Origin of the sequence: Pedobacter sp. Hv1 (assembly GCF_001412215.1) — a bacterium.
GTDB lineage: Bacteria > Bacteroidota > Bacteroidia > Sphingobacteriales > Sphingobacteriaceae > Pedobacter.
Window position 1 is genome coordinate 484192 of sequence record NZ_LLWP01000009.1, and the last position, 19456, is coordinate 503647.

At 38.0% G+C, this 19456-nt stretch carries 21 protein-coding genes; 10 read left to right on the top strand and 11 right to left on the bottom strand.

The annotated features are described in order from the left end of the window. Positions 1–47: 47 nt before the first annotated feature. From dnaG to AQF98_RS18290, 3 genes are read left to right on the top strand one after another with little or no spacing between them, the layout of a single operon-like run. A complete protein-coding gene (gene dnaG, locus AQF98_RS18280; protein ID WP_055133400.1) occupies positions 48–2006 on the top strand; it encodes a DNA primase in 1959 nt (652 codons plus the stop codon). 2 nt (positions 2007–2008) lie between these two features. After that, positions 2009–2371 (top strand): YraN family protein, encoded by a 363-nt coding sequence (locus tag AQF98_RS18285; RefSeq protein ID WP_055133401.1) that lies wholly within the window; start codon positions 2009–2011, stop codon positions 2369–2371. 37 nt (positions 2372–2408) lie between these two features. Then, entirely contained in the window at positions 2409–3443 is a 1035-nt protein-coding gene (locus tag AQF98_RS18290; RefSeq protein WP_235524263.1) for a glutaminyl-peptide cyclotransferase, read from the top strand. Here the strand turns inward: AQF98_RS18290 and AQF98_RS18295 are convergent, their stop codons facing one another. The 7 genes from AQF98_RS18295 to pgi all read right to left on the bottom strand — a co-directional run bounded on the left by AQF98_RS18295 (position 3444) and on the right by pgi (position 9642). Further along, positions 3444–3971: a DUF4251 domain-containing protein gene (locus AQF98_RS18295; protein ID WP_055133403.1), complete on the bottom strand. Its 528-nt coding sequence runs from the start codon at positions 3969–3971 to the stop codon at positions 3444–3446. 140 nt (positions 3972–4111) lie between these two features. Next, on the bottom strand, positions 4112–4570 hold the full coding sequence (locus AQF98_RS18300) for a Rieske 2Fe-2S domain-containing protein (RefSeq protein ID WP_055133404.1): 459 nt from the start codon (positions 4568–4570) through the stop codon (positions 4112–4114). Positions 4571–4582: 12 nt separating this feature from the next. Then, on the bottom strand, positions 4583–5530 hold the full coding sequence (locus tag AQF98_RS18305; RefSeq protein WP_055133405.1) for a DUF5777 family beta-barrel protein: 948 nt from the start codon (positions 5528–5530) through the stop codon (positions 4583–4585). Positions 5531–5535: 5 nt separating this feature from the next. After that, complete coding sequence (locus AQF98_RS18310; protein ID WP_082435160.1) at positions 5536–6096, bottom strand: YceI family protein; 561 nt, start codon at positions 6094–6096, stop codon at positions 5536–5538. Further along, positions 6077–7252 carry an outer membrane beta-barrel protein gene (locus AQF98_RS18315; RefSeq protein ID WP_055133406.1) on the bottom strand — a complete coding sequence of 392 codons (1176 nt, stop codon included), beginning with the start codon at positions 7250–7252 and terminating at the stop codon, positions 6077–6079. Before AQF98_RS18315 ends, AQF98_RS18310 begins: the two co-directional genes overlap by 20 nt. Before the next feature lies 1 nt (position 7253). After that, entirely contained in the window at positions 7254–7805 is a 552-nt protein-coding gene (locus AQF98_RS18320; protein WP_255352939.1) for an RNA polymerase sigma factor, read from the bottom strand. Between the two features lie 190 nt (positions 7806–7995). After that, the gene (pgi, locus tag AQF98_RS18325; RefSeq protein WP_055133408.1) at positions 7996–9642 is read right to left on the bottom strand and encodes a glucose-6-phosphate isomerase; all 1647 of its coding nucleotides are present in this window, start codon (positions 9640–9642) and stop codon (positions 7996–7998) included. A gap of 47 nt (positions 9643–9689) precedes the next feature. Here pgi and AQF98_RS18330 point away from each other — a divergent pair, with 47 nt between their 5' ends. Beyond that, positions 9690–10202 (top strand): hypothetical protein, encoded by a 513-nt coding sequence (locus AQF98_RS18330; protein ID WP_055133570.1) that lies wholly within the window; start codon positions 9690–9692, stop codon positions 10200–10202. 59 nt (positions 10203–10261) lie between these two features. Here AQF98_RS18330 and AQF98_RS18335 read toward each other — a convergent pair whose 3' ends face one another. Then, positions 10262–11563 carry an erythromycin esterase family protein gene (locus tag AQF98_RS18335; protein ID WP_082435162.1) on the bottom strand — a complete coding sequence of 434 codons (1302 nt, stop codon included), beginning with the start codon at positions 11561–11563 and terminating at the stop codon, positions 10262–10264. Positions 11564–11734: 171 nt separating this feature from the next. Here AQF98_RS18335 and AQF98_RS18340 point away from each other — a divergent pair, with 171 nt between their 5' ends. From AQF98_RS18340 to prfB, 5 genes are all read left to right on the top strand, one after another. Then, positions 11735–12793 (top strand): sensor histidine kinase, encoded by a 1059-nt coding sequence (locus tag AQF98_RS18340; RefSeq protein ID WP_152969756.1) that lies wholly within the window; start codon positions 11735–11737, stop codon positions 12791–12793. Further along, positions 12790–13470 carry a LytTR family DNA-binding domain-containing protein gene (locus tag AQF98_RS18345; RefSeq protein ID WP_055133411.1) on the top strand — a complete coding sequence of 227 codons (681 nt, stop codon included), beginning with the start codon at positions 12790–12792 and terminating at the stop codon, positions 13468–13470. The genes AQF98_RS18340 and AQF98_RS18345 overlap by 4 nt, the downstream gene beginning before the upstream one ends. Before the next feature lie 88 nt (positions 13471–13558). Continuing rightward, complete coding sequence (locus tag AQF98_RS18350) at positions 13559–14866, top strand: amidohydrolase (RefSeq protein ID WP_082435164.1); 1308 nt, start codon at positions 13559–13561, stop codon at positions 14864–14866. A 64-nt stretch (positions 14867–14930) separates the two neighbouring features. Then, positions 14931–15539: a DUF5034 domain-containing protein gene (locus AQF98_RS18355; protein WP_055133413.1), complete on the top strand. Its 609-nt coding sequence runs from the start codon at positions 14931–14933 to the stop codon at positions 15537–15539. Positions 15540–15620: 81 nt separating this feature from the next. Continuing rightward, a protein-coding gene (gene prfB / locus AQF98_RS18360) for a peptide chain release factor 2 (protein ID WP_152969757.1) occupies positions 15621–16695 on the top strand; the annotation gives its coding sequence in 2 pieces (ribosomal slippage) (positions 15621–15680 and positions 15682–16695; 1074 coding nt in all). 71 nt (positions 16696–16766) lie between these two features. Here the strand turns inward: prfB and AQF98_RS18365 are convergent. Both AQF98_RS18365 and AQF98_RS18370 read right to left on the bottom strand, forming a co-directional pair. Then, the gene (locus AQF98_RS18365; protein ID WP_055133414.1) at positions 16767–17012 is read right to left on the bottom strand and encodes a hypothetical protein; all 246 of its coding nucleotides are present in this window, start codon (positions 17010–17012) and stop codon (positions 16767–16769) included. A gap of 63 nt (positions 17013–17075) precedes the next feature. Beyond that, entirely contained in the window at positions 17076–17321 is a 246-nt protein-coding gene (locus AQF98_RS18370) for a hypothetical protein (RefSeq protein WP_055133415.1), read from the bottom strand. A gap of 135 nt (positions 17322–17456) precedes the next feature. On the opposite strand from AQF98_RS18370, the gene AQF98_RS18375 reads away from it, so the two are divergent. Continuing rightward, complete coding sequence (locus AQF98_RS18375; RefSeq protein WP_055133416.1) at positions 17457–18368, top strand: alpha/beta hydrolase; 912 nt, start codon at positions 17457–17459, stop codon at positions 18366–18368. 12 nt (positions 18369–18380) lie between these two features. On the opposite strand, the gene rlmN is transcribed toward AQF98_RS18375, so the two are convergent. Continuing rightward, positions 18381–19436, bottom strand: a complete 1056-nt coding sequence (rlmN, locus tag AQF98_RS18380; RefSeq protein ID WP_055133417.1) for a 23S rRNA (adenine(2503)-C(2))-methyltransferase RlmN — start codon at positions 19434–19436, stop codon at positions 18381–18383. Positions 19437–19456 lie beyond the last annotated feature (20 nt).

Below are 19456 nucleotides of genomic sequence, written 5' to 3' on the forward strand. Positions count from 1 at the left end.
GGCAAAGATTGCTTCGTCGTTCCTTCTCGCAATGACGATAAAAGATTATGATCAACCGTGAAACAATAGACAAAATAATGGATACTGCCCGTATTGAAGAGGTGGTAGGTGATTTTGTACATTTAAAAAAACGCGGAACAAGCTTAATTGGCAATTGTCCGTTCCATGGAGAGAAAACCCCTTCGTTCCATGTTTCTGTAACCAAAGGAATCTATAAATGTTTTGGCTGCGGTAAGGGTGGAGATTCGGTGCGCTTTATCATGGAGCACGAGAAATACTCCTATCCAGAAGCACTTAAATTTTTAGCGCAAAAATACAATATCGAGGTTGAAGAAACCGTAGAGACCGTTCAAGATGTAGAAGCCCAAAATGCGAGAGAAAGTTTATATATCGTTTCGCAATTTGCGGCCAACTATTTTGAAGAACAACTTTGGAATGGAGATGAAGGCAGGGCAATAGGGCTAAGCTATTTCAAGGAACGTGGTTTTAGGGAAGACATTGTAAAGAAGTTTAACCTTGGCTATTCTCCCGACGTTTGGGATGCATTGACCCAAAATGCAATTAAAAATAAACATGCCGAAGAATACCTGGAGAAAACAGGTCTGGCCATCAGAAATGACAAAGGACAGCTTTTCGATAGGTTTAGAGGTAGGGTAATGTTCCCTATTCATAATTTTACTGGTAGGGTAATTGGTTTTGGTGGGCGTACTTTAAAAACCGATAAAAAGGTTGCCAAGTATGTCAATTCTCCAGAGAGTGAGATCTACCATAAATCGAATGTGCTGTATGGTTTGTTCCATGCTAAAAAGGCCATTCGCGAGTTAGATAATTGTTACTTGGTAGAAGGCTATGCCGATGTTTTGGCGGTCCATCAAGCACATATAGAAAATGTGGTGGCCTCTTCAGGTACCTCTTTAACTATTGAACAGATCCGTTTAATTGGTCGTTTTACGCAAAACGTAACTATTTTATACGATGGAGATGCGGCAGGGATCAAGGCCTCTTTGCGTGGCTTGGACATGATCTTGGAGGAAGGCCTAAATGTAAAAGTAGTCTCTTTCCCGGCAGGTGATGACCCTGATTCTTACATGCATAAAGTAGGTGCAGGAGAGTTTAAAAACTATATAGAAAATAACCGCAAAGATTTTATTTTATATAAGGCAAATATCCTTTTAGCAGAAGCAGGTACCGACCCCATAAAAAGGGCAGGCATTATTCGAGATATTGTAGAAAGTATTGCCAAAATTCCAGATAACATTAAGGCATCAGTGTTTATTCGCGAGTGCAGTAATTTACTGGCTATAGAAGAACGTATTTTACTGAGCGAGCTCAATACCATGCGGGCTGCCAAGCTGAAAAAAAGCATACAACCTTCTACTAGACCACACCAGCAGCAGCAACAATATCAGGATATGCCACCCGATAACCTGTTTGCGGATGATGGACCAACAGTAGAGGTACCAGCACAAGTTGTTTCAAATGATGAACTCCAAGAACAAGAGATTGTTCGTTTGTTATTAGCTTTTGGCCACGAATTGGTAAGTTGGGATAAGATCGATAACATGTACATCGGTTCATTTATCATCCAAAACCTAACAGATGTAACATTTGAAAATGCGATTTGTAAGAAAATAATTGACCATTACCGATTAGAAATAGAAAATGGCCAATTGCCAACCGCCAATCAGTTTATCAAAAGCCAGGATAGGGAAATTGCAGATTTGGCAATTACCTTGTCTACTTCGCCCTATACATTGAGCGAAAATTGGTACAACAAGCACAACATTTATGTGCGTGATGAAACCATGAATTTAAAAGCGACCATTTTGGGGGGACTTTATCACCTTAAAAAAAGAAAGGTAGATCGCATTTTATTTGACCTGCTAAACGAGATCAAACTAGAACCAGATGCTGTAAACCAGGAGATTTTAATGCAACGTTATGCCTTTATCAAAAATGTAGAAAAAGAAATTTCTAGGTTTTTGGGTTCTGTAATTGTAAAATAGCCATGGCCTTACACAACGATTTGGGCCTAGAAGGGGAAAAGATTGCCAAAGGATATTTGGAACAAAGAGGCTATGAAATTTTAGAAGAAAATTGGGCCTTTGGTAAGGCAGAGATAGACTTGATTGCTTATTCGCACAAAAAACTGATCTTTGTGGAAGTAAAAACCAGAAGCAATATCAGCTTTGGAATGCCAGAAGACTTTGTAGATTTGGCTAAACAAAAACAGATGGAAATAGCAGCAAATGAATACATCGAACTCATGGATCATCAGGGAGAAATCCGATTTGACATTGTTGCCATCGTATTCGATAAACAAAATAAATACACCATAAACCACATTGAAGATGCATTTTGGCCCTACTAAAAAAAGAGTATCCTATCTATATCCATTCATCATCTGCATGGCTTTTGCACTCAGCTTTTTGCCTAGTTGTAAACAGAAAAGTGAGCCATCTTTTACTTTTGACACACCCAATCAAGGTCAGAATTATAATGTTGGCGAAAACATTCCACTAAAGATCATTATACCAGAAGAGGTTAAAGTTGATGAGATTACCTATTTAATTGATAACAAAACAATAGGAGTAGCTCAACATAACGAACCCATATCATTGCCTACTAAAGATTTAAAATTAGGTTATAGAATGATTACGGCAATTGTTAAATATGGCGATCAAAAAGATACAATCACTACCAATATTGTATTAAAAACAAATCTAAAACCTATTCAGTTAAGCTACAAAGTGGTCAATACCTTTCCGCATGATACGAGTGCCTATACCGAGGGCCTTGCTTATATTGATGGCAGGTTATTAGAAAGTACAGGCGAAAAAGGAGCATCTAAATTGAAATGGGTGGACTTAAAATCTGGGAAAACTTTACAAGAAACAACATTAGCTCCACAATATTTTGGAGAGGGCTCTCTCAAAATTGGAGATAAGATCATCATGTTAACCTGGCAAGAAAACATTGGTTTCATATTCGATGCAAAGTCATTTAAACAATTGGGCACATTCCCTTACCAGAACAGTAGAGAAGGTTGGGGCTTGGCTTTTGATGGCCAACGTATTTTAAGGAGCGATGGCACCAATAGAATCTGGTTAATGAATGCAGAAACCTACAAGGAAGAAAGTTACTTGGAAGTTTATGACAATAAAGGACCAGTAAATAGCCTCAATGAATTGGAATATATTGATGGTAAAATCTACGCCAATGTGTACCTCACCAACAAAATTGTAAGGATAGATCCTGTATCAGGTATTGTAGAAGCAGAAATAGACCTATCCGCTATTGTACCTAAAAATTACTTTAAAACCCCAGATGAAGAGCAGAATAATGTGCTCAATGGAATAGCTTGGGATGCCAAAGGTAAACGACTATTTGTAGGGGGTAAAAAATGGCCAAAGCTTTATGAAATTAAGCTTTTGGCCAATTAATTAATTTTTCTTGCCATTTTCAGCTATATAACCATTGTAGGTAATAGACTGTTTATTGTTACTGGTAATCACCAAAGAACCATATCCATTCTCAGAAATGCTAAGGCTTAACCTTGGGTTTTCTTTGGTGTCTTTGGTGTTGATCACTACTTCCCAACCTCCTTTTTTACGTTTTTTTGAAGTGTAGGTAAAGTTCTTGGTGGCAAACTTGAAACCACTGTCATCTCCGTTTAATGTTGCATTGTATGCTCTGCCATAATAAGGAAGATAAGCGATTACACTATCAGGAGTTATCCTTACGTCATAAGTGCTGCCAGATAGATTAATTATTCCACCACCAGTATTGCCGGGCATCCTGCTTAAAATATTATTGATATCAACATTGTTCAATGGAATTGCTTTGGTTGCAACAAAGGTGTAATTTTTTTCTTCCACAATTTTAGTCGTTGTGGCTTTATCAGTTTGTGCATTTGCTTGAAATGCAAATAGAGCTAAAAATATAAAGCTCAGTTTTTTAAATGTTCTCATTATCATTCTTTTGTGTTATGATATTAAACAACATAAATATAATAAAGTTTAAAGAAAAAAGGTGATTAGTGTCCTTAATATGTCATAAATAAGGTCGATCTAGGGAGGAAATAAATTCGCCCCCAGATCAACCTTAAGAACTAAGACACTGTTGCCGTAAGTGTATTACCTGTAATTGAGGTACTGTATATTTTTAAAGCACTGGTTTTTCCACCATCAGAAGGTTGCGCAAGTATAGCCCCTGTAGAAGAATACTGAGCACTGTGTAAACTACATTGAATAAGATTGCTCGCTTGCATCCAATTTAATGAACCTCCCTGATGCGGGCAAGAGGCCTGTGTAGCCACAAATGAAGAAGTGGTATTTCCTGCTGCCAAACGTACAAATAACACGCCATTGGCGGTTAAAAATGAGCCAACAGTCATTAACTGCGTGGTCAGGTTCACATCTACCTTTGTGCCTGTAGGCACATTACCACCCCCGCTTGGGTTTGGAGTAGGGTCATTTGATTTGCTTCCCCCACAGCTAGACAGACAGCTGCCCGTGCACACTAAGGCTATTCCCAGGCCTAGCGATTTGATAAATTCATTACGTTCCATAGTTCTTTGTTTCTAGTAAATGGTTGATTTTGTATCTTGATTTTTGTTTTTTGATTTAAAGAGGCTAAAGTTTCTAGAGATGGTAAAGCCAAAACGAACCCCACCCTTGTTCCACGATTTTTGGGTATTGCCAACAAAACTGTTTTCAATGATGTATTCCGAATTCATAAAGTTGAGTGAGAAAATATGTCCGCCAGTTTCAATTTCTAAACCCACACCTAAAGGGTTATAGTATTTAGTAGCTAAGTTATCGGCTCTTGATAGACCGTTTACCAATGTATAATCGGCAACAAATGATAAACGTTTAGTGAGCTTAATTCTGCCCGCAAAACCTACAGTAAACAGATTCTCAGGGTCATTTACATCGCCTGTAGCCGATCTGATCAATAAAGCAGGCATTACTTGTGCCGAAATTCGAGAAGAGAATTTTCTGGAAATAATCGGCTGAATAAAATAGCTCAACCTATCGCTGTAATTGCTAAATTCGTCTGTAGCAAAAGGCTTTCTGGCAATTAAACCTACTTGGGCCAACAGAGTCAAATTTATGGGCATTCCACCATCGTTTTTTTGTTGGAATATTTTCTGTTTTACATAAAGGTCATAAAGCTCATCGTGCTTGCTGCGGCCAATGCCTATGGTCAGTTTTTCGGTTACGCCGTAATCAAAACCAATAAATAGATCTGTGGCTACGTCTAATCCATAAAGGGTATGGGCACCACCAAATTTTCCGCCAATGTCTCCAAAATGATGTCTGATTCTTAAATCAAGGTCATGTTTTTTCTGTGTTTCTGTAGAATGAGACAATACAATGTGCGGCGATTTAAAAGTAGATTCGACCGTGTTAAATTTGGCAGAATTGTCCATGGTTTTTAGGAGCGAGTCTACTTGTTGTGCACTAGCCTGCATAGCGATGATCACCAATAACAAGAAGAGGTAGATAAATAGTTTGTGTCTGTTCATAGCGTTTATTTTAGAGGAGTTAATGTACCTGATACTTTGAGCTGGATCACTTCTGCAATTTTAGCGAAGACCAGACGCGGGATTTTAATTTGATGGGCCACACAGGTAACCTCAAAACTAGAGTCGAGGTTAACAATGCCGTTTTTAATGCTAATCTTTCCATTGATGTTTCTGGGTTGGTCTACACCATGCACAGAAAGTACACCCTTTGCACTTACGGCATATTCACCATCCTTTGTCCAATCAATTTTGGGTTCTATTGTTCCCTTAAACTTGGCCAATGGATATTTATCACTTTCCATGTAGTTCTCATTAAAATGTTCTTGCATAAGCTTTTTGTCAAATACTAGACTTTTAATGGATACTTGAACCGCTAATTCTTGCGTTTGTGTAACCAAAACCGCAGTGCCCATATTGCTAGAAGCTTTAATGTCTTCTACTGGAGTACTGGAAAATAGATTCACTTTAATGGTTTTACCAATTAAGGTTTGGGCACTGCCTTGTAATGCAAAACCAAGGAAACAGATTGCAGCTAATGCTAGCTTTTTATTTTTTATTGAGATCATAACGTAATTTTAAAGACACACCACTTGATTTTAAAGGCACATTACCTTCGCCAATACCACTCAAAGGAATTTTGATGTAAGGCTCAAAGCCGAGTGCCAATTTTTTACTTTTTAACTTGATATTATAGGTTGCAGATAAATCCAATACACTAAAAAAATGTTGATTGGCATTGATCACTTCGTTTGTTCTATCTTGTCTATTCAATGAGGGTTGATATTTGAATACATAGTTTTCTCTAAGCATGATATAGCTAGACAGGCCTGCATTAACCTCAATGCTGCGGTTTTGATTTTCGGTTAAGTTATAAGTAGCCTTTAACGGAATTTCTAAAACTTTGCACAATGCTTCGATAGAAGCAATAATGGATTGGGTGTTTGGATTGTTAAAAGTATAATCATAACCACTGGCACTATAGTTTTTAGAGCCATAGATTAAGCCCGTTTGCACACCTAATCTTTTACTTAACCCTACGCCTACACTTACCCCAACGGCTACACTGGTTTTGCCGCCCAATAATGCTGCGGCAGAATTGAAATCGGGGCCAGCACTAATGGCTAAACTGATTGGAATTTTATGTTTAACCCGAGTTGCTTTTACTGGTTTCTCATCAATAGCTGTTGTAATTGTATTTGGAGTGGTTGGTTTAACCATTGCGTTCTCTACTGGTTTTTCTGGCTCACTTTGCGGAATGGCAGCAATGAATTCTGTAGTTTTTACGCTTGGAACAATGGTGTTTTTACTACTGTCTACACTTTCAAATAAGGGAGTTTTTGCCTTCACTTCATTTTGTTTAACAATTGGATGAGCGAAGAAACCCTCTGTTTTTGTTGTTTTAGTTGTTGCAACCTGCGCTGTTGGTTGGGTTGGTTCTGGAGTTTTAAGAGCAGGGTTTTCGACTTTTTTTTGAGGTTGATTGTCTTTTTTAACAAATTGGGTTTGGTCTTTTTCTTGGCGTTTAGCATTGATAAAGTAAAAACCTAGACCAAAAGAAAGGAACAAAAGGATAATGCTGGCATTTCTGTAAAACACCAATCGGTCTCTTTTGCGCAATTTCTTTTCCATTTTTAACCATGATTCTTCCTCAAAGTCAGGATACGTTTCCGTCATCCTTTTTTTGAAAACTTGATCAAAGTCTTTATCGTTTAAATCTTTCATTTTAATAATTCCCCAATTTGGCAGAAACCGATTTGTTTTCTGTTAACATCTTTTTAAGGTTCTCTCTAGCTTTAAAGAGATTGGATTTTGAAGTGCCAACAGAAATAGATAACATTTCCGAAATCTCTTCATGCGAATAACCATCTATAGCAAACAGGTTAAAAACCGTTCGATATGCGTAGGAAAGTTTTTGAACCAATTTTACTAACTCTTCATAATGAAGATGAGAAAGAATACTTTCGCTATCTTCCATTTCATGTTTGGCATTTAATTCTTCCATTTCCATCTGTTTTATTCGGTGTCTGTAATAATCAATTGAGGTATTGATCATAATAGTGCTAATCCAGGCATTGAAAGAACGCCCTTGGTCAAAACGATGGATGTTCATAAATACCTTCATAAATCCATCATTCACCATTTCTACAGCTTCATCTTTGCTTTTAGCGTAGCGTAAACAAATTCGCATGCCATACCCATAGTAAAGACGATAAAGCTCTTTTTGGCTTCGTCTGTCTTTTTTTATACAGCCATCGATTAGTTCAGGTGTTAGCAAAATGGAATCAATAAGTCAATAAAATTTATTAGCTACCAGTAGTTACGTTAACGGATAAGAAAAGGTTGCCAATGTTTACAGAAATTTACAAATAAAATTTTGGCAAAAAGAGAAATCGCCATGCAACAAGCTAAAAACAGCTATTACATGGCGATTAAAAATAAATTAAACTTAATTGATTGGAGTTAGATTATCTCCAGCTTTTATATTGATTGATCAAACCATTGGTAGAAGAGTCGTGGGTTTGAACAGGGTGGTCGTCTTTTAATTCGGGTTGTATTTTTTGTGCCAATTGTTTGCCCAGCTCAACGCCCCATTGGTCGAAACTAAAAATATTCCAGATAATGCCCTGTACAAATATTTTATGCTCATATAAAGCAATTAAACTACCCAAACTGTAAGGGGTAACCTTTTTTAATAGAATAGAATTGGTAGGTCTGTTGCCATCAAATACTTTAAATGGGGCTAGTTCCGCAATTTCATCCTCCGATTTTCCAGCTTCCTTTAATTCTTTAATTACTTCTGCTTCACTTTTCCCATTCATTAAAGCCTCAGTTTGAGCAAAGAAATTAGATAGTAAAATAGGATGGTGGTTACCCAAAGGATTTAAGCTTTGAGCTGGAGCAATAAAATCGCAAGGAATTAATCGAGTACCTTGATGAATCAATTGGTAAAAAGCATGCTGGCCATTGGTGCCTGGTTCGCCCCAAATTACAGGACCAGTTTCGTAATCTACAGGCTCGCCATTGCGATCTACATGTTTGCCATTGCTTTCCATATCACCCTGTTGGAAATAAGCGGCAAAGCGATGTAAGTATTGGTCGTATGGTAAAATGGCATGCGTTTCTGCCCCAAAGAAATTGATATACCAAACACCCAATAAACCTAAGATTACAGGAATGTTTTGCTCAAATGGTGTGTTTTCAAAATGTTGATCACTTGCATGTGCACCTGCTAACAACTGTTTAAAATTGTCGAATCCTATCCCTAATGAAATAGAAAGCCCAATGGCGCTCCATAAAGAATAACGACCACCAACCCAATCCCAAAACTCGAACATGTTCTCCGTATCGATACCAAATGCAGCTACATCTTTAGCATTGGTAGAAAGTGCAGCAAAATGCTTGGCAATGTCTGCTGTTTTTGCACCGCTATTTAAGAACCATTCTCTTGCGCTGTGTGCATTGGTCATGGTTTCTTGTGTGGTAAAAGTTTTAGAAGCCACCAAAAATAAAGTAGTTTCAGGATCTACACCTTTTAAAGCTTCGGCCAAATGGGTGCCATCAATATTAGAAACAAAATGTAGGTTTAAGCGTGTTTTGTATGCTTTTAATGCTTCAGTTACCATAACAGGGCCTAAATCTGACCCACCAATGCCAATATTTACAATATCGGTAATGGGTTTACCAGTATAACCTTTCCAATCTCCAGAAATAATAGCATTACTAAATTTCTCCATTTTAGCCAATACCGCATTCACTTCGGGCATCACATCTTTACCATTTACCAAAATGGCTTTGTTGCTTTGGTTGCGTAAAGCAATGTGCAACACTGGTCGGCCTTCTGTTTGGTTAATTGGAGCGCCACTATACATGGCAGTAATGGCTTCATCTAATTTACATTCTCTAGCCAATTGCATTAACAGCGCCAATGTGGTATCTTCAATTCTATTTTTAGAAAAATCGACAAGAATATCTTCAAATAGGATAGAGAATTTTTTAAAACGTTCCCCATCTTGGGCAAATAAATTCTTTATATCTGTTTCGTTAATCGTAATAAAATGGTCTGCCAGGTACTGATACGCAGGTGTTGTGGTGAAATTTATTTTTGGAAGCATAATTGAATGTTTATAAGGTAAAAATACTAAATAAAAAACTAAACCATATGTTAGAGAATTTAGAACAATTAATTAGAGACAATGCACAGGATGTGATTGTAAATAATAGCGATGTGCCCAATGAGCAAAATGAAGCAGCTATTCAGGCAGCATCAGGTTCAATTTTTGATACCCTGAAAAATCAGTTGAGCACAGGTAATATTTCAGAATTGGCCACAGCCTTTAACCAGAATAGTGTTGATGCCGAAAACCCAATGGTACAGCAGGCTACAGCTAGCTTTACAGATAAGCTGGCTGGTTTTGGAATCAATACCGAAAGTGCCAAAAGTATTGGGGCTTCCTTAATTCCAATGATCATGGCCAAATTTATCAATAAAACCAATGATCCTAATGATAGCACTTTCAATGTAAAAGATGTACTCGGAAAATTAGCCGGAGGCGATGATGAGAAGTTTGACCTAAACGATGTAATGGGGATGTTTACTGGAGGTCAAGATAACAATTCGCCAAGTTCAGCAGGAGGTGGGATAGTAGATAAACTAAAAGGCTTATTTAATTAAATCTTATCAAAAAGGCACATTGTAATTGAACAATGTGCCTTTTATTTTGATGGGAGTACTTATTTTAAAGGAGTTGGAGCATGTGTGTCTTTGATGAATAGAAAAGCATCGAACATGTTGGCCAAATTAACCTTGTCGTAGGTAGACTTGTCGCTTTTTATGCCAAAGCCTACAAAGCGCAAAGGTTTTGTTAGCTGAGCTGTATTTGATTTTGATGGGTTGAAATAAAAGCTAGACAAATTGGTATTGTTAAACATTTCATCCCAAGAACCTGTAATCGGTTTTTCTAATGTATAAGCCTTCATCGGATTGCTGTTGGTTGGCCTCACATCAACAGTGCCTGCAAAAGTCCCATTAGCGGTACCTGTCCCTAATACAAAGTAATTATTGGGGAATAGTTTAAGCAGGTATCCACCTGTTCCACCAACTGCATTGTCGTAGATTTTTGTTTTGCCCAAATGCGCATTGTGTGCCCAAATGATCATTTTGTTGTCGGTATCTTTTAAAATTAATGCGGCATTGCTGGCCATTAAACTATCGCGGTCTCCTTCGGCCGTGCCACCATAAAAAGGAGCAAAACCCTGTTTTAAATTGGTAATTGCTTGTTCAAATTCGGCTTTTAAAGCTGGCGATAGTTTTGAGCTTGGAATTTGTTTAGCTACCGAATCGGCTGTAACATAACCCTTTTTACTGCCTTTGCCTAATAACTTCCAGTCTACTTTGTAGGTTTTGTCATTCATGCCAACCCAAGCCTCATCTTGTAGCGATGCTGCAGTTAACATGCTTTTTACAGCTGGCATTAAAGTGGTGTCTTTCCCTTTAATCAATAGGGCCATTAACATCTCTACATCTGGTTTTAATACCGGAAAATCTATTCCGCTAATGGTTACTTTTTTGCTCTGGTTTGCATTATGGGCTTTTACCCAAGCCAACATGGCTTTGGTTTCTTCATTTTGCCAAATGCTCATTAAATGCGCTTTCATCAATTTGCTTAAATCTTCAGTGGTGCTGAGTTTTTGGTTCAATGCCCAAACATCACTCAGGTCATTTTCAAAAGCAATGTGGTTAAATCCTTTTTCTTCTACCAATATCCTACTGATCCAGTAACGTACTTTATAAAACTCGGCTGTGCCGTGGGTACCCTCGCCTAAACCGATTACTTTTTTGACACCCATTTCTTTAATTAAGGGAGCAACGCTAGCCTTAAAACTTTTGTAATCTTTAAGTGAGATTGCTTGAATGGCTTTTTTCTCTAAAGTAATAGCGCTGTTGTCTGATTTTTGTTGCGCTGCAACTGGACTGATCTGGAATAGGATAGCGATCATTGCTACAACCATATTCATACGTAGATTTAATTTCATATGTTCTTTTTCTTTCACAAATGAAGGAAGAGTTTGAACGGAACAGCTTACTTATTCGACAAGGCAAACTTTAAACGCCATCAAATTAACCCTGGTTTTTTTAGTCGGGCAAAAAAGGATGTTGGTCGAGATGGATTGAAGAAAGACCAATAATTTTGCGAGTTTTGAATTGTGATAAAAAAATCAGCTATTACCTTTCCGCTCGTATTCGAACTGCTCATCTGGTTGTTCTATGTATGCATCTATAAATATTCTTATTATCTAGATCAGTCGAGGCTGCCTCCTATTCCCCATAATGACCTCCCTTACTTAGAAATCTGTTTGTACAGCATTTGCACTACACTATACCTGATTCCCTATTACAAATGGGCGGTACCACGCTTATTGTATGTTAAAAAGTATACATGGGTATTTTTGCTCAGTTTGGTGTATTTCATATTCCTTACTACGCTAAACAATATGGCAGTATCGTGGGTGTTTGCCCAGTTTACAGCAGGAATGCCCTCGCATCGGTTTTTCGCTACGGGTTATGTAGGGTTTTTTATGGATTGGAATATGATTCTAACAGATGCCATTGCCTTTTTATGTGTAGCTTTTTCTAGGTTTTCTTATACCAATGAAGTTCAACGTCATAAAGTAGAGACCGACCATCTTCATTTGCAGCTCAATTTGTTAAAAACACAATTACAACCCCATTTTTTGTTCAATACCTTAAATAGTCTATATGGAATGAGCTTAACTGGCTCAAAAGAGACCCCACGTTTCATTTTGTTGCTGTCGCAAATGATGCAGTACATTTTGTACGATTGTGACCAAGAAGAGGTAGATTTGAAGGAAGAACTGGTGTTTTTAGAAGGATACTTTGAATTGGAGCAAAAAAAGTTCCCTCATGCCAATATTGTAATGAAGGTGCCTGAGGCTATTCCTGAGCTAAAAATCCCTCCCTTGTTATTTTTGCCATTGGTAGAAAATAGTTTCAAACATGGCAAACATAAGCTGGAAAACGATGCCAAGGTTTTTGCAGAACTATCCTTTAAAGATGACCAATTAATTTTTAGAATTGAAAATGAAATGCTGCCTGCCAATCCACTACAGCTCAAAAATAAACGTGGTGGTATCGGTTTAAGCAATATTAAAAAAAGGCTCGAATTGTATTACCCAAATAGCAACCAACTTTCATTAACAGAAGAAGACCATATCTTTGTGGCAGAATTAATTATCAAACCATGATCAGATGTGTTATACTAGACGATGAACCTTTGGCACACCAAGTGTTGGAGCATTACCTTACAGAAACACCTGGTTTTACTCTAGTGGCCAAATTCAGAAACGCAGTTGAAGCTTATGAATACCTAGGCAAGAACAAAATTGATTTGTTGTTTCTTGATATTGAAATGCCTTTGGTAAATGGAGTTAATTTTTTAAAGGCATTGCCCAATGCTCCTCAAACAATTTTTACAACAGCCTACAAACAATACGCATTTGATGGCTTTGAATTGAATGCAATAGACTATTTATTGAAGCCTTTTTCGTACGAGAGGTTTGTAAAGGCTGTTGGTAAGCTCGAAAAAAGAGTGGCTGCAACAGATGGGATTACCAGTACATTAGTGATTAAAGATAAAGATGGTATGTTGAACCTTAAACAACAAGATATTTTGTTTGTAGAGGGCTGCAAGGATTATGTAAAGATCGTTACCGACCAAAAGGTGCACATCATTTATCACACCTTAAAGGGAATTTTAGAAAGATTAAATACGGCAATATTTTTTCAGGCACATCGATCTTATATCGTTAATAAACTGCAGGTGAGCAGAATAACACAAGACCATTTGATTTTAACCAATCAAACATTAATTCCGATAGGTAAATCTTATAAAAAAGAATTGCTCCTACATATCGATATGTAGGTTTTGCTAAAGTATTGAAGAATGATGTGGGCAATTGTCCACATTTTTTTTAAGCTTTTCCTTATATTGGCTTAAATTAATCTAAATCATGATGAAGAAACTCTTGTTCTCCGGTCTTTTAATACTTCCATTTTCGTTATTTGCTCAAAATTCGGCTCAAAGAGTTGAGGTAGGCAAGCGTGCAGATGCGATTACAGGAAAAGTAATCAATTGGCGCAGAGACTTTCATGAGCATCCAGAATTGGGCAATCAAGAGAAACGTACCGCAGGAATTATAGCCAAGCATTTACAAGATTTAGGCATTGAAGTAAAGACTGGTGTAGCCAAAACAGGTGTAGTTGGTATATTAAAAGGGGGCAAGCCTGGGCCAGTAGTTGCCTTGCGAGCAGACATGGATGCATTGCCTGTAACAGAACGTGTAGCACTTCCCTTTGCTTCGAAAGTTAAAACTACCTATAATGATCAAGAGGTTGGTGTAATGCATGCCTGTGGCCACGATTCGCATGTAGCGATATTGATGGGTGTTGCTGAGGTATTGTCAGGAATGAAGAAAGACCTTGCAGGTACTGTTAAATTTATTTTCCAGCCTGCAGAAGAAGGAGCGCCAGTGGGCGAAGAAGGTGGGGCAGAGTTGATGATAAAAGAAGGAGTGCTGCAAAACCCTAAGGTAGATGTTATTTTCGGATTGCACATTAATTCGCAAACTCCAGTAGGGCAACTGACCTATCGCCCCGGAGGTACAATGGCAGCCGTTAACGATATGAAGATTACCATTACGGGCAAACAGGCACACGGGGCTTATCCGTGGAGCAGCGTAGACCCGGTGGTGGTTGCAGCACAAATTGTAAATAACCTACAAACCATAGTAAGCAGAAACTTAAATATTACCGAAAATCCAGGTGTAGTTACCATTGGTTCTATCCATGGTGGGGTACGTTCTAATATCATTCCAGAAAAGGTAGAGATGTTGGGTACGGTACGTAATTTTACAGCAGCAGACGAGGCTATGTTTATTGAACGAATTAAAACCATTGCCACCAAAACCGCAGAAGCTGCTGGGGCCAAAGCCGAAGTTTTACTGCCTTATAGTGCGCATTATCCAGTTACATTTAACGATGTAGCACTGACCGAAAAAATGTTGCCAAGCTTACAAAATACAGCCGGTGCAATAAATGTAAAACTAAAACCACCAGTTACAGGTGCCGAAGATTTTTCTTTTTACCAAGAAAAAGTACCTGGCCTATTTTTCTTTTTAGGAGGAATGCCAAGAGGAGGAGATCCTTTAAAAGCGCCATCGCACCATACACCAGATTTCTTTATAGACGAAAGCAGTTTTAACCTAGGGGTAAAGGCATTATGTAACCTGACCTTAGATTATATGTCTATGAAGAAATAATCATTTATTTTTATCTTATCATCTGTATCACTATTTTAGGATTAGATATTTTAAAATATACCTAATGATTAAGAAGATATTTTTTGTTTTTGCATTAGCGCTAAGTTTGCAGCTCATTAGCGGATGTGTAGATTGTAATTGTGGTCCAATAAAAGACATTTATTGGACAGTATTTGGCATATCTGCAAAAAATATAGATGTGGCTCTGCCACAGCCTACAACAACAGATGTCAATGTAATTGCTAGTGCCAATTATGCTATTCAAATTGAAATAAAAAAGAGACAACTTGTTTTAAGAAAACGACAGATCAATTGGGGACTAATACAAACGGCTCAAGCTTGCGATTGTGCTTATAATTTCATGGACAAGGAAGACGTCTTATCTTTAGAAATATTTTCGACTAATGATTTTGATGCTAGTCATCCAAAGAATACCGACCTCAGCTTATATTTCAAAGTAAAAAAGGATCAGACGTTGATGTCAATAGCGGATTACATCAAGTCTTATAATAATTTACCCTCTTCTTCTTCACCAGGGGCGTTCAGTTTTTCCAATGGCTTTCGTTTACAAGTTGCCCCAAGCACTAATAAAAAACATAAATTTATGATTAGAATTACTTTATCAGATGGTAGAATTTTAGAAACGGAAACAACTGAAGTCGAATTGACCTAAAATGCTTTGTGACACACAGCAAACTTGCTTTTGTTTTTTGATCTCTAGTCTTTGAGCTTCAGTTTTTCTATATTTGTCCTTATGACTAAAGAACAAATTCAGGATTTAAGGGACAGAATGATGTCGCTGAGGGGGTATCTTTGACGTTGAAAACCGTTTAGAAGATATTCGAATTGAGCAGCAATTGACCCTGCAACCCAACTTTTGGGACGATCCTAAAAAAGCCGAAAAACATATTGCCGCCATTAACGCTAAAAAGGTATGGACTGATGCTTGGCAAGCTGCCAATGCACTAACCGAAGATACGCAGGTGTTGTTCGACTTTTATCAGAATGGCGATGCTACAGCAGAAGAAATGCAAGAGCAATTTGACCTCTGTTTAAAAGCTGTAGAAGAGTTGGAGTTGAAGAACATGCTCAACAGTAAAGAAGACCAATTGCCTGCTGTAATGCAGATTACTGCTGGTGCTGGTGGAACAGAGAGTTGCGACTGGGCCTATATGCTAATGCGGATGTACCTAATGTGGGCCGAAAAAAATGGCTATAAGGTAACCGAACAAGATTATGCCGAAGGTGAGGTGGCTGGTATTAAATCGGTAACGATAGAAATTACTGGCGAATTTGCCTACGGTTATTTAAAAGGAGAAAATGGTGTACATCGTTTGGTAAGGATTTCTCCTTTCGATTCGAATGCCCGCAGACATACTTCCTTTGCCTCGGTTTATGTATATCCTTTGGTTGATGATACCATTCAAATTGATGTCAATCCGGCCGATATTGAATTTGAAACCTTTAGGGCAGGTGGTGCTGGGGGGCAGAATGTAAACAAGGTAGAAACCGCTGTTCGCTTGTACCACAAACCATCGGGGATCATTATCAAGAATCAGGAATCACGATCGCAGCTGCAGAACAAAGAAAATGCAATCCGATTGCTCAAATCGCAGTTATATGAGATTGAACAACGGAAAAGGAATGAGGCTATTGCCGAGGTTGAAGGGGCCAAGAAAAAGATAGAATGGGGCTCGCAAATTAGGAGTTATGTGCTAGATGATAGAAGGGTAAAAGACCATAGAACCAATTACCAGACGTCTAACCCACAAGCGGTACTTGATGGAGATATCAACGACTTTTTAAAAGCATATTTGATGGAGTTTTAAAGAAGCATCAAATAATGTAATATGGATATAAAGCCCTCAAGGTATTTTAAATAGCTTGAGGGCTTAATCTTTTAAACGATATCTGTTACAGGTTCGTCTACACAACTGCCAGATCCAGATACAACATATAAAAAGACTGAACTGGTTCCGTGTTTACGCTCACAACAGGCCTGTCCGCTTACATCTTGAGGTAAATTACAGCAAGTATCATAAGAGCCCTGCCCTCTGGTACATTTAACTGTTTTATTGTATACATCGCCTTCATCGCCACCGCCCATTACTTTTTTGAGTTGTTCTTTTGTTAATCTTGTTTTCATTTTTTTAGATTAAGGGTCTAATTAATAGGGTTATTTTGTGGTTAAAATATTTGTGCGTGTTGTTTACTTGTCTGTTACGGCTCCGTCTACACAATTGCCAGGCCCTGTAATAATTTGAAGAAAAACAGAGCCACTACCATGTTTACGTTCGCAACAAGCTTGGCCACTTGTGTCTTGTGGCAAATTGCAACAGGTGTCGTAAACACCCCCAACACCTCTAGTACATTGAATAGTGCAGTTAAAAACATCATCCCCCCCAGTTCCGCCTTTAATTTTTTTCAATTGGTCTTTGGTTAAAATAGTTTTCATGTGAATTGATCTAGTTGATTAATAGTTACCTTTAACTTAAAGGTAGAAATATTATTGTAAAAAGATTAGTCAGGCTATTGTTTGGTTGATGATAAAGTATGTAAGTTTATAACCTTAATAGATGATGATAATTCGATGAAAAAGCTATTTGTTTTTATATTTTTTCTTCTTGTGATGTTGGATCAAACAAATGCACAACAAAGTATCCTGCTTTACAATGGCACAATTCCTGGTGCTAAAATGCCTCCATCAACATATCAGGAAGAATCCATAACTGGTACCGATGGAGTTTTGAGAATAAGTAAAGTAACCTCACCAGAACTGATCGTGTATGCTCCGGCTAAACCCAATGGTACGGCAGTAATCATTTGCCCGGGTGGTGGATATGGAATTTTAGCTTTCGACAAGGAAGGGGTGAATGTGGCCAAAAGATTTAATGAATTGGGAATTACGGCATTTGTATTGAAATACCGTTTGCCTAGCGACTTGATCATGATTGATAAAAGTATGGGGCCTCTACAAGATGCTTTACAGGCCATTTATTTGATCCGTAAAAATGCTAAAGCATGGGGGCTCAACGCTAATCAGATAGGTGTAATGGGCTTTTCTGCTGGTGGACATTTAGCAGCAAGCTTGAGTGTACATTACAACGATATGAAAGTGCAAAACCAAGAGCAGATCAGCTTGCGGCCAGACTTTTCTATCTTGATCTATCCTGTAATTAGCTTTGGATCTGTTACTCATTCGGGTTCTGTTAAAAATCTATTGGGTAATGAGCCTACAGAAAGTCAAAAACGCTATTTCTCTACACAAAATTATATCAGTGCCGAAACACCGCCTGCATTTTTGGTGCATGCCAACAACGATGAAACTGTACAGGTAAAAAACAGCATCCTATATAATGAGGCTTTAACAAAATTTAAAGTGCCAGCAGAGCTGCACATTTACCAAGCAGGTGGACATGGTTTTGGGTTGAACAATACCACTACAAAAGATGATTGGTTTGAACGCTTGAAAAATTGGATGGTGAGCAATAAGTGGCTGTAGCTATTTGCGAAATTAGTTTTTAGCTTCTTCCTTAACCGCCAATTGTCCACAGGCCGCATCAATGTCTTTACCTCGGCTCCGTCTAATATTAGTATTTACACCATGATTGCGGAGATAGGTAGCAAAAGCATCAATTTTATCCCCTTCGGCATTGATAAAATCTGCAAACTGAATTGGGTTATATTCAATGAGGTTAACCTTACAAGGTACGTGTTTACAGAACTTAACCAATTCCATTGCATCCTGAATTTCATCGTTGAAATTATTGAAAACAATATACTCGTACGTTACCGGATTTTTGGTTTTCTGGAAGTAATATTTAAGTGCCTCGGCTAATGCTTTTAAAGAGTTATGCTCTGTAATTGGCATAATCTCGTGTCTTTTGGTGTCATTTGCAGCATGTAGAGAAAGCGCTAGGTTAAATTTCACCCCATCATCACCTAGTTTCTTAATCATTTTGGCAATGCCAGCTGTAGAAACTGTAATGCGTTTGTACGACATATTTAGCCCATCTGGTGCGGTAATTCGTTCTATAGATTTCAATACGTTTGCGTAGTTGAGCAAAGGCTCGCCCATGCCCATATACACAATGTTGGTTAAAGGGATATTGTAATTCTTTTTAGCCTGTTGGTCAATTAAAACTACTTGATCATAAATCTCATCTGCGTTTAAGTTGCGCTTGCGATCCATGTAACCCGTAGCACAGAATTTGCAGGTTAAACTACAGCCTACTTGCGAGCTTACACAAGCGGTCATACGTTCTTCGGTAGGGATTAAAACACCTTCTACAATATTGCCATCGTATAAACGAAAAGCATTTTTAATGGTATGGTCGTTGCTAAACTGCGCACTATTGATCTCCACAACGTTGATGGCATAATTGTCGTCGAGCTTTTTACGCAAATCTTTAGATAGATTGCTCATCTCCTCAAAATTTCGGGCAGATTTTTCCCAAAGCCATTGGTAAACTTGTTTTGCCCTGTATGCAGGTTCCTTCATTGCCGTAAAATGTTGTTGCAAAGAAGGCAGGTCCAACGAACGAATGTCTATTTTTTTAGTGCTAACCATTAGGGGCAAAGGTAATTAAA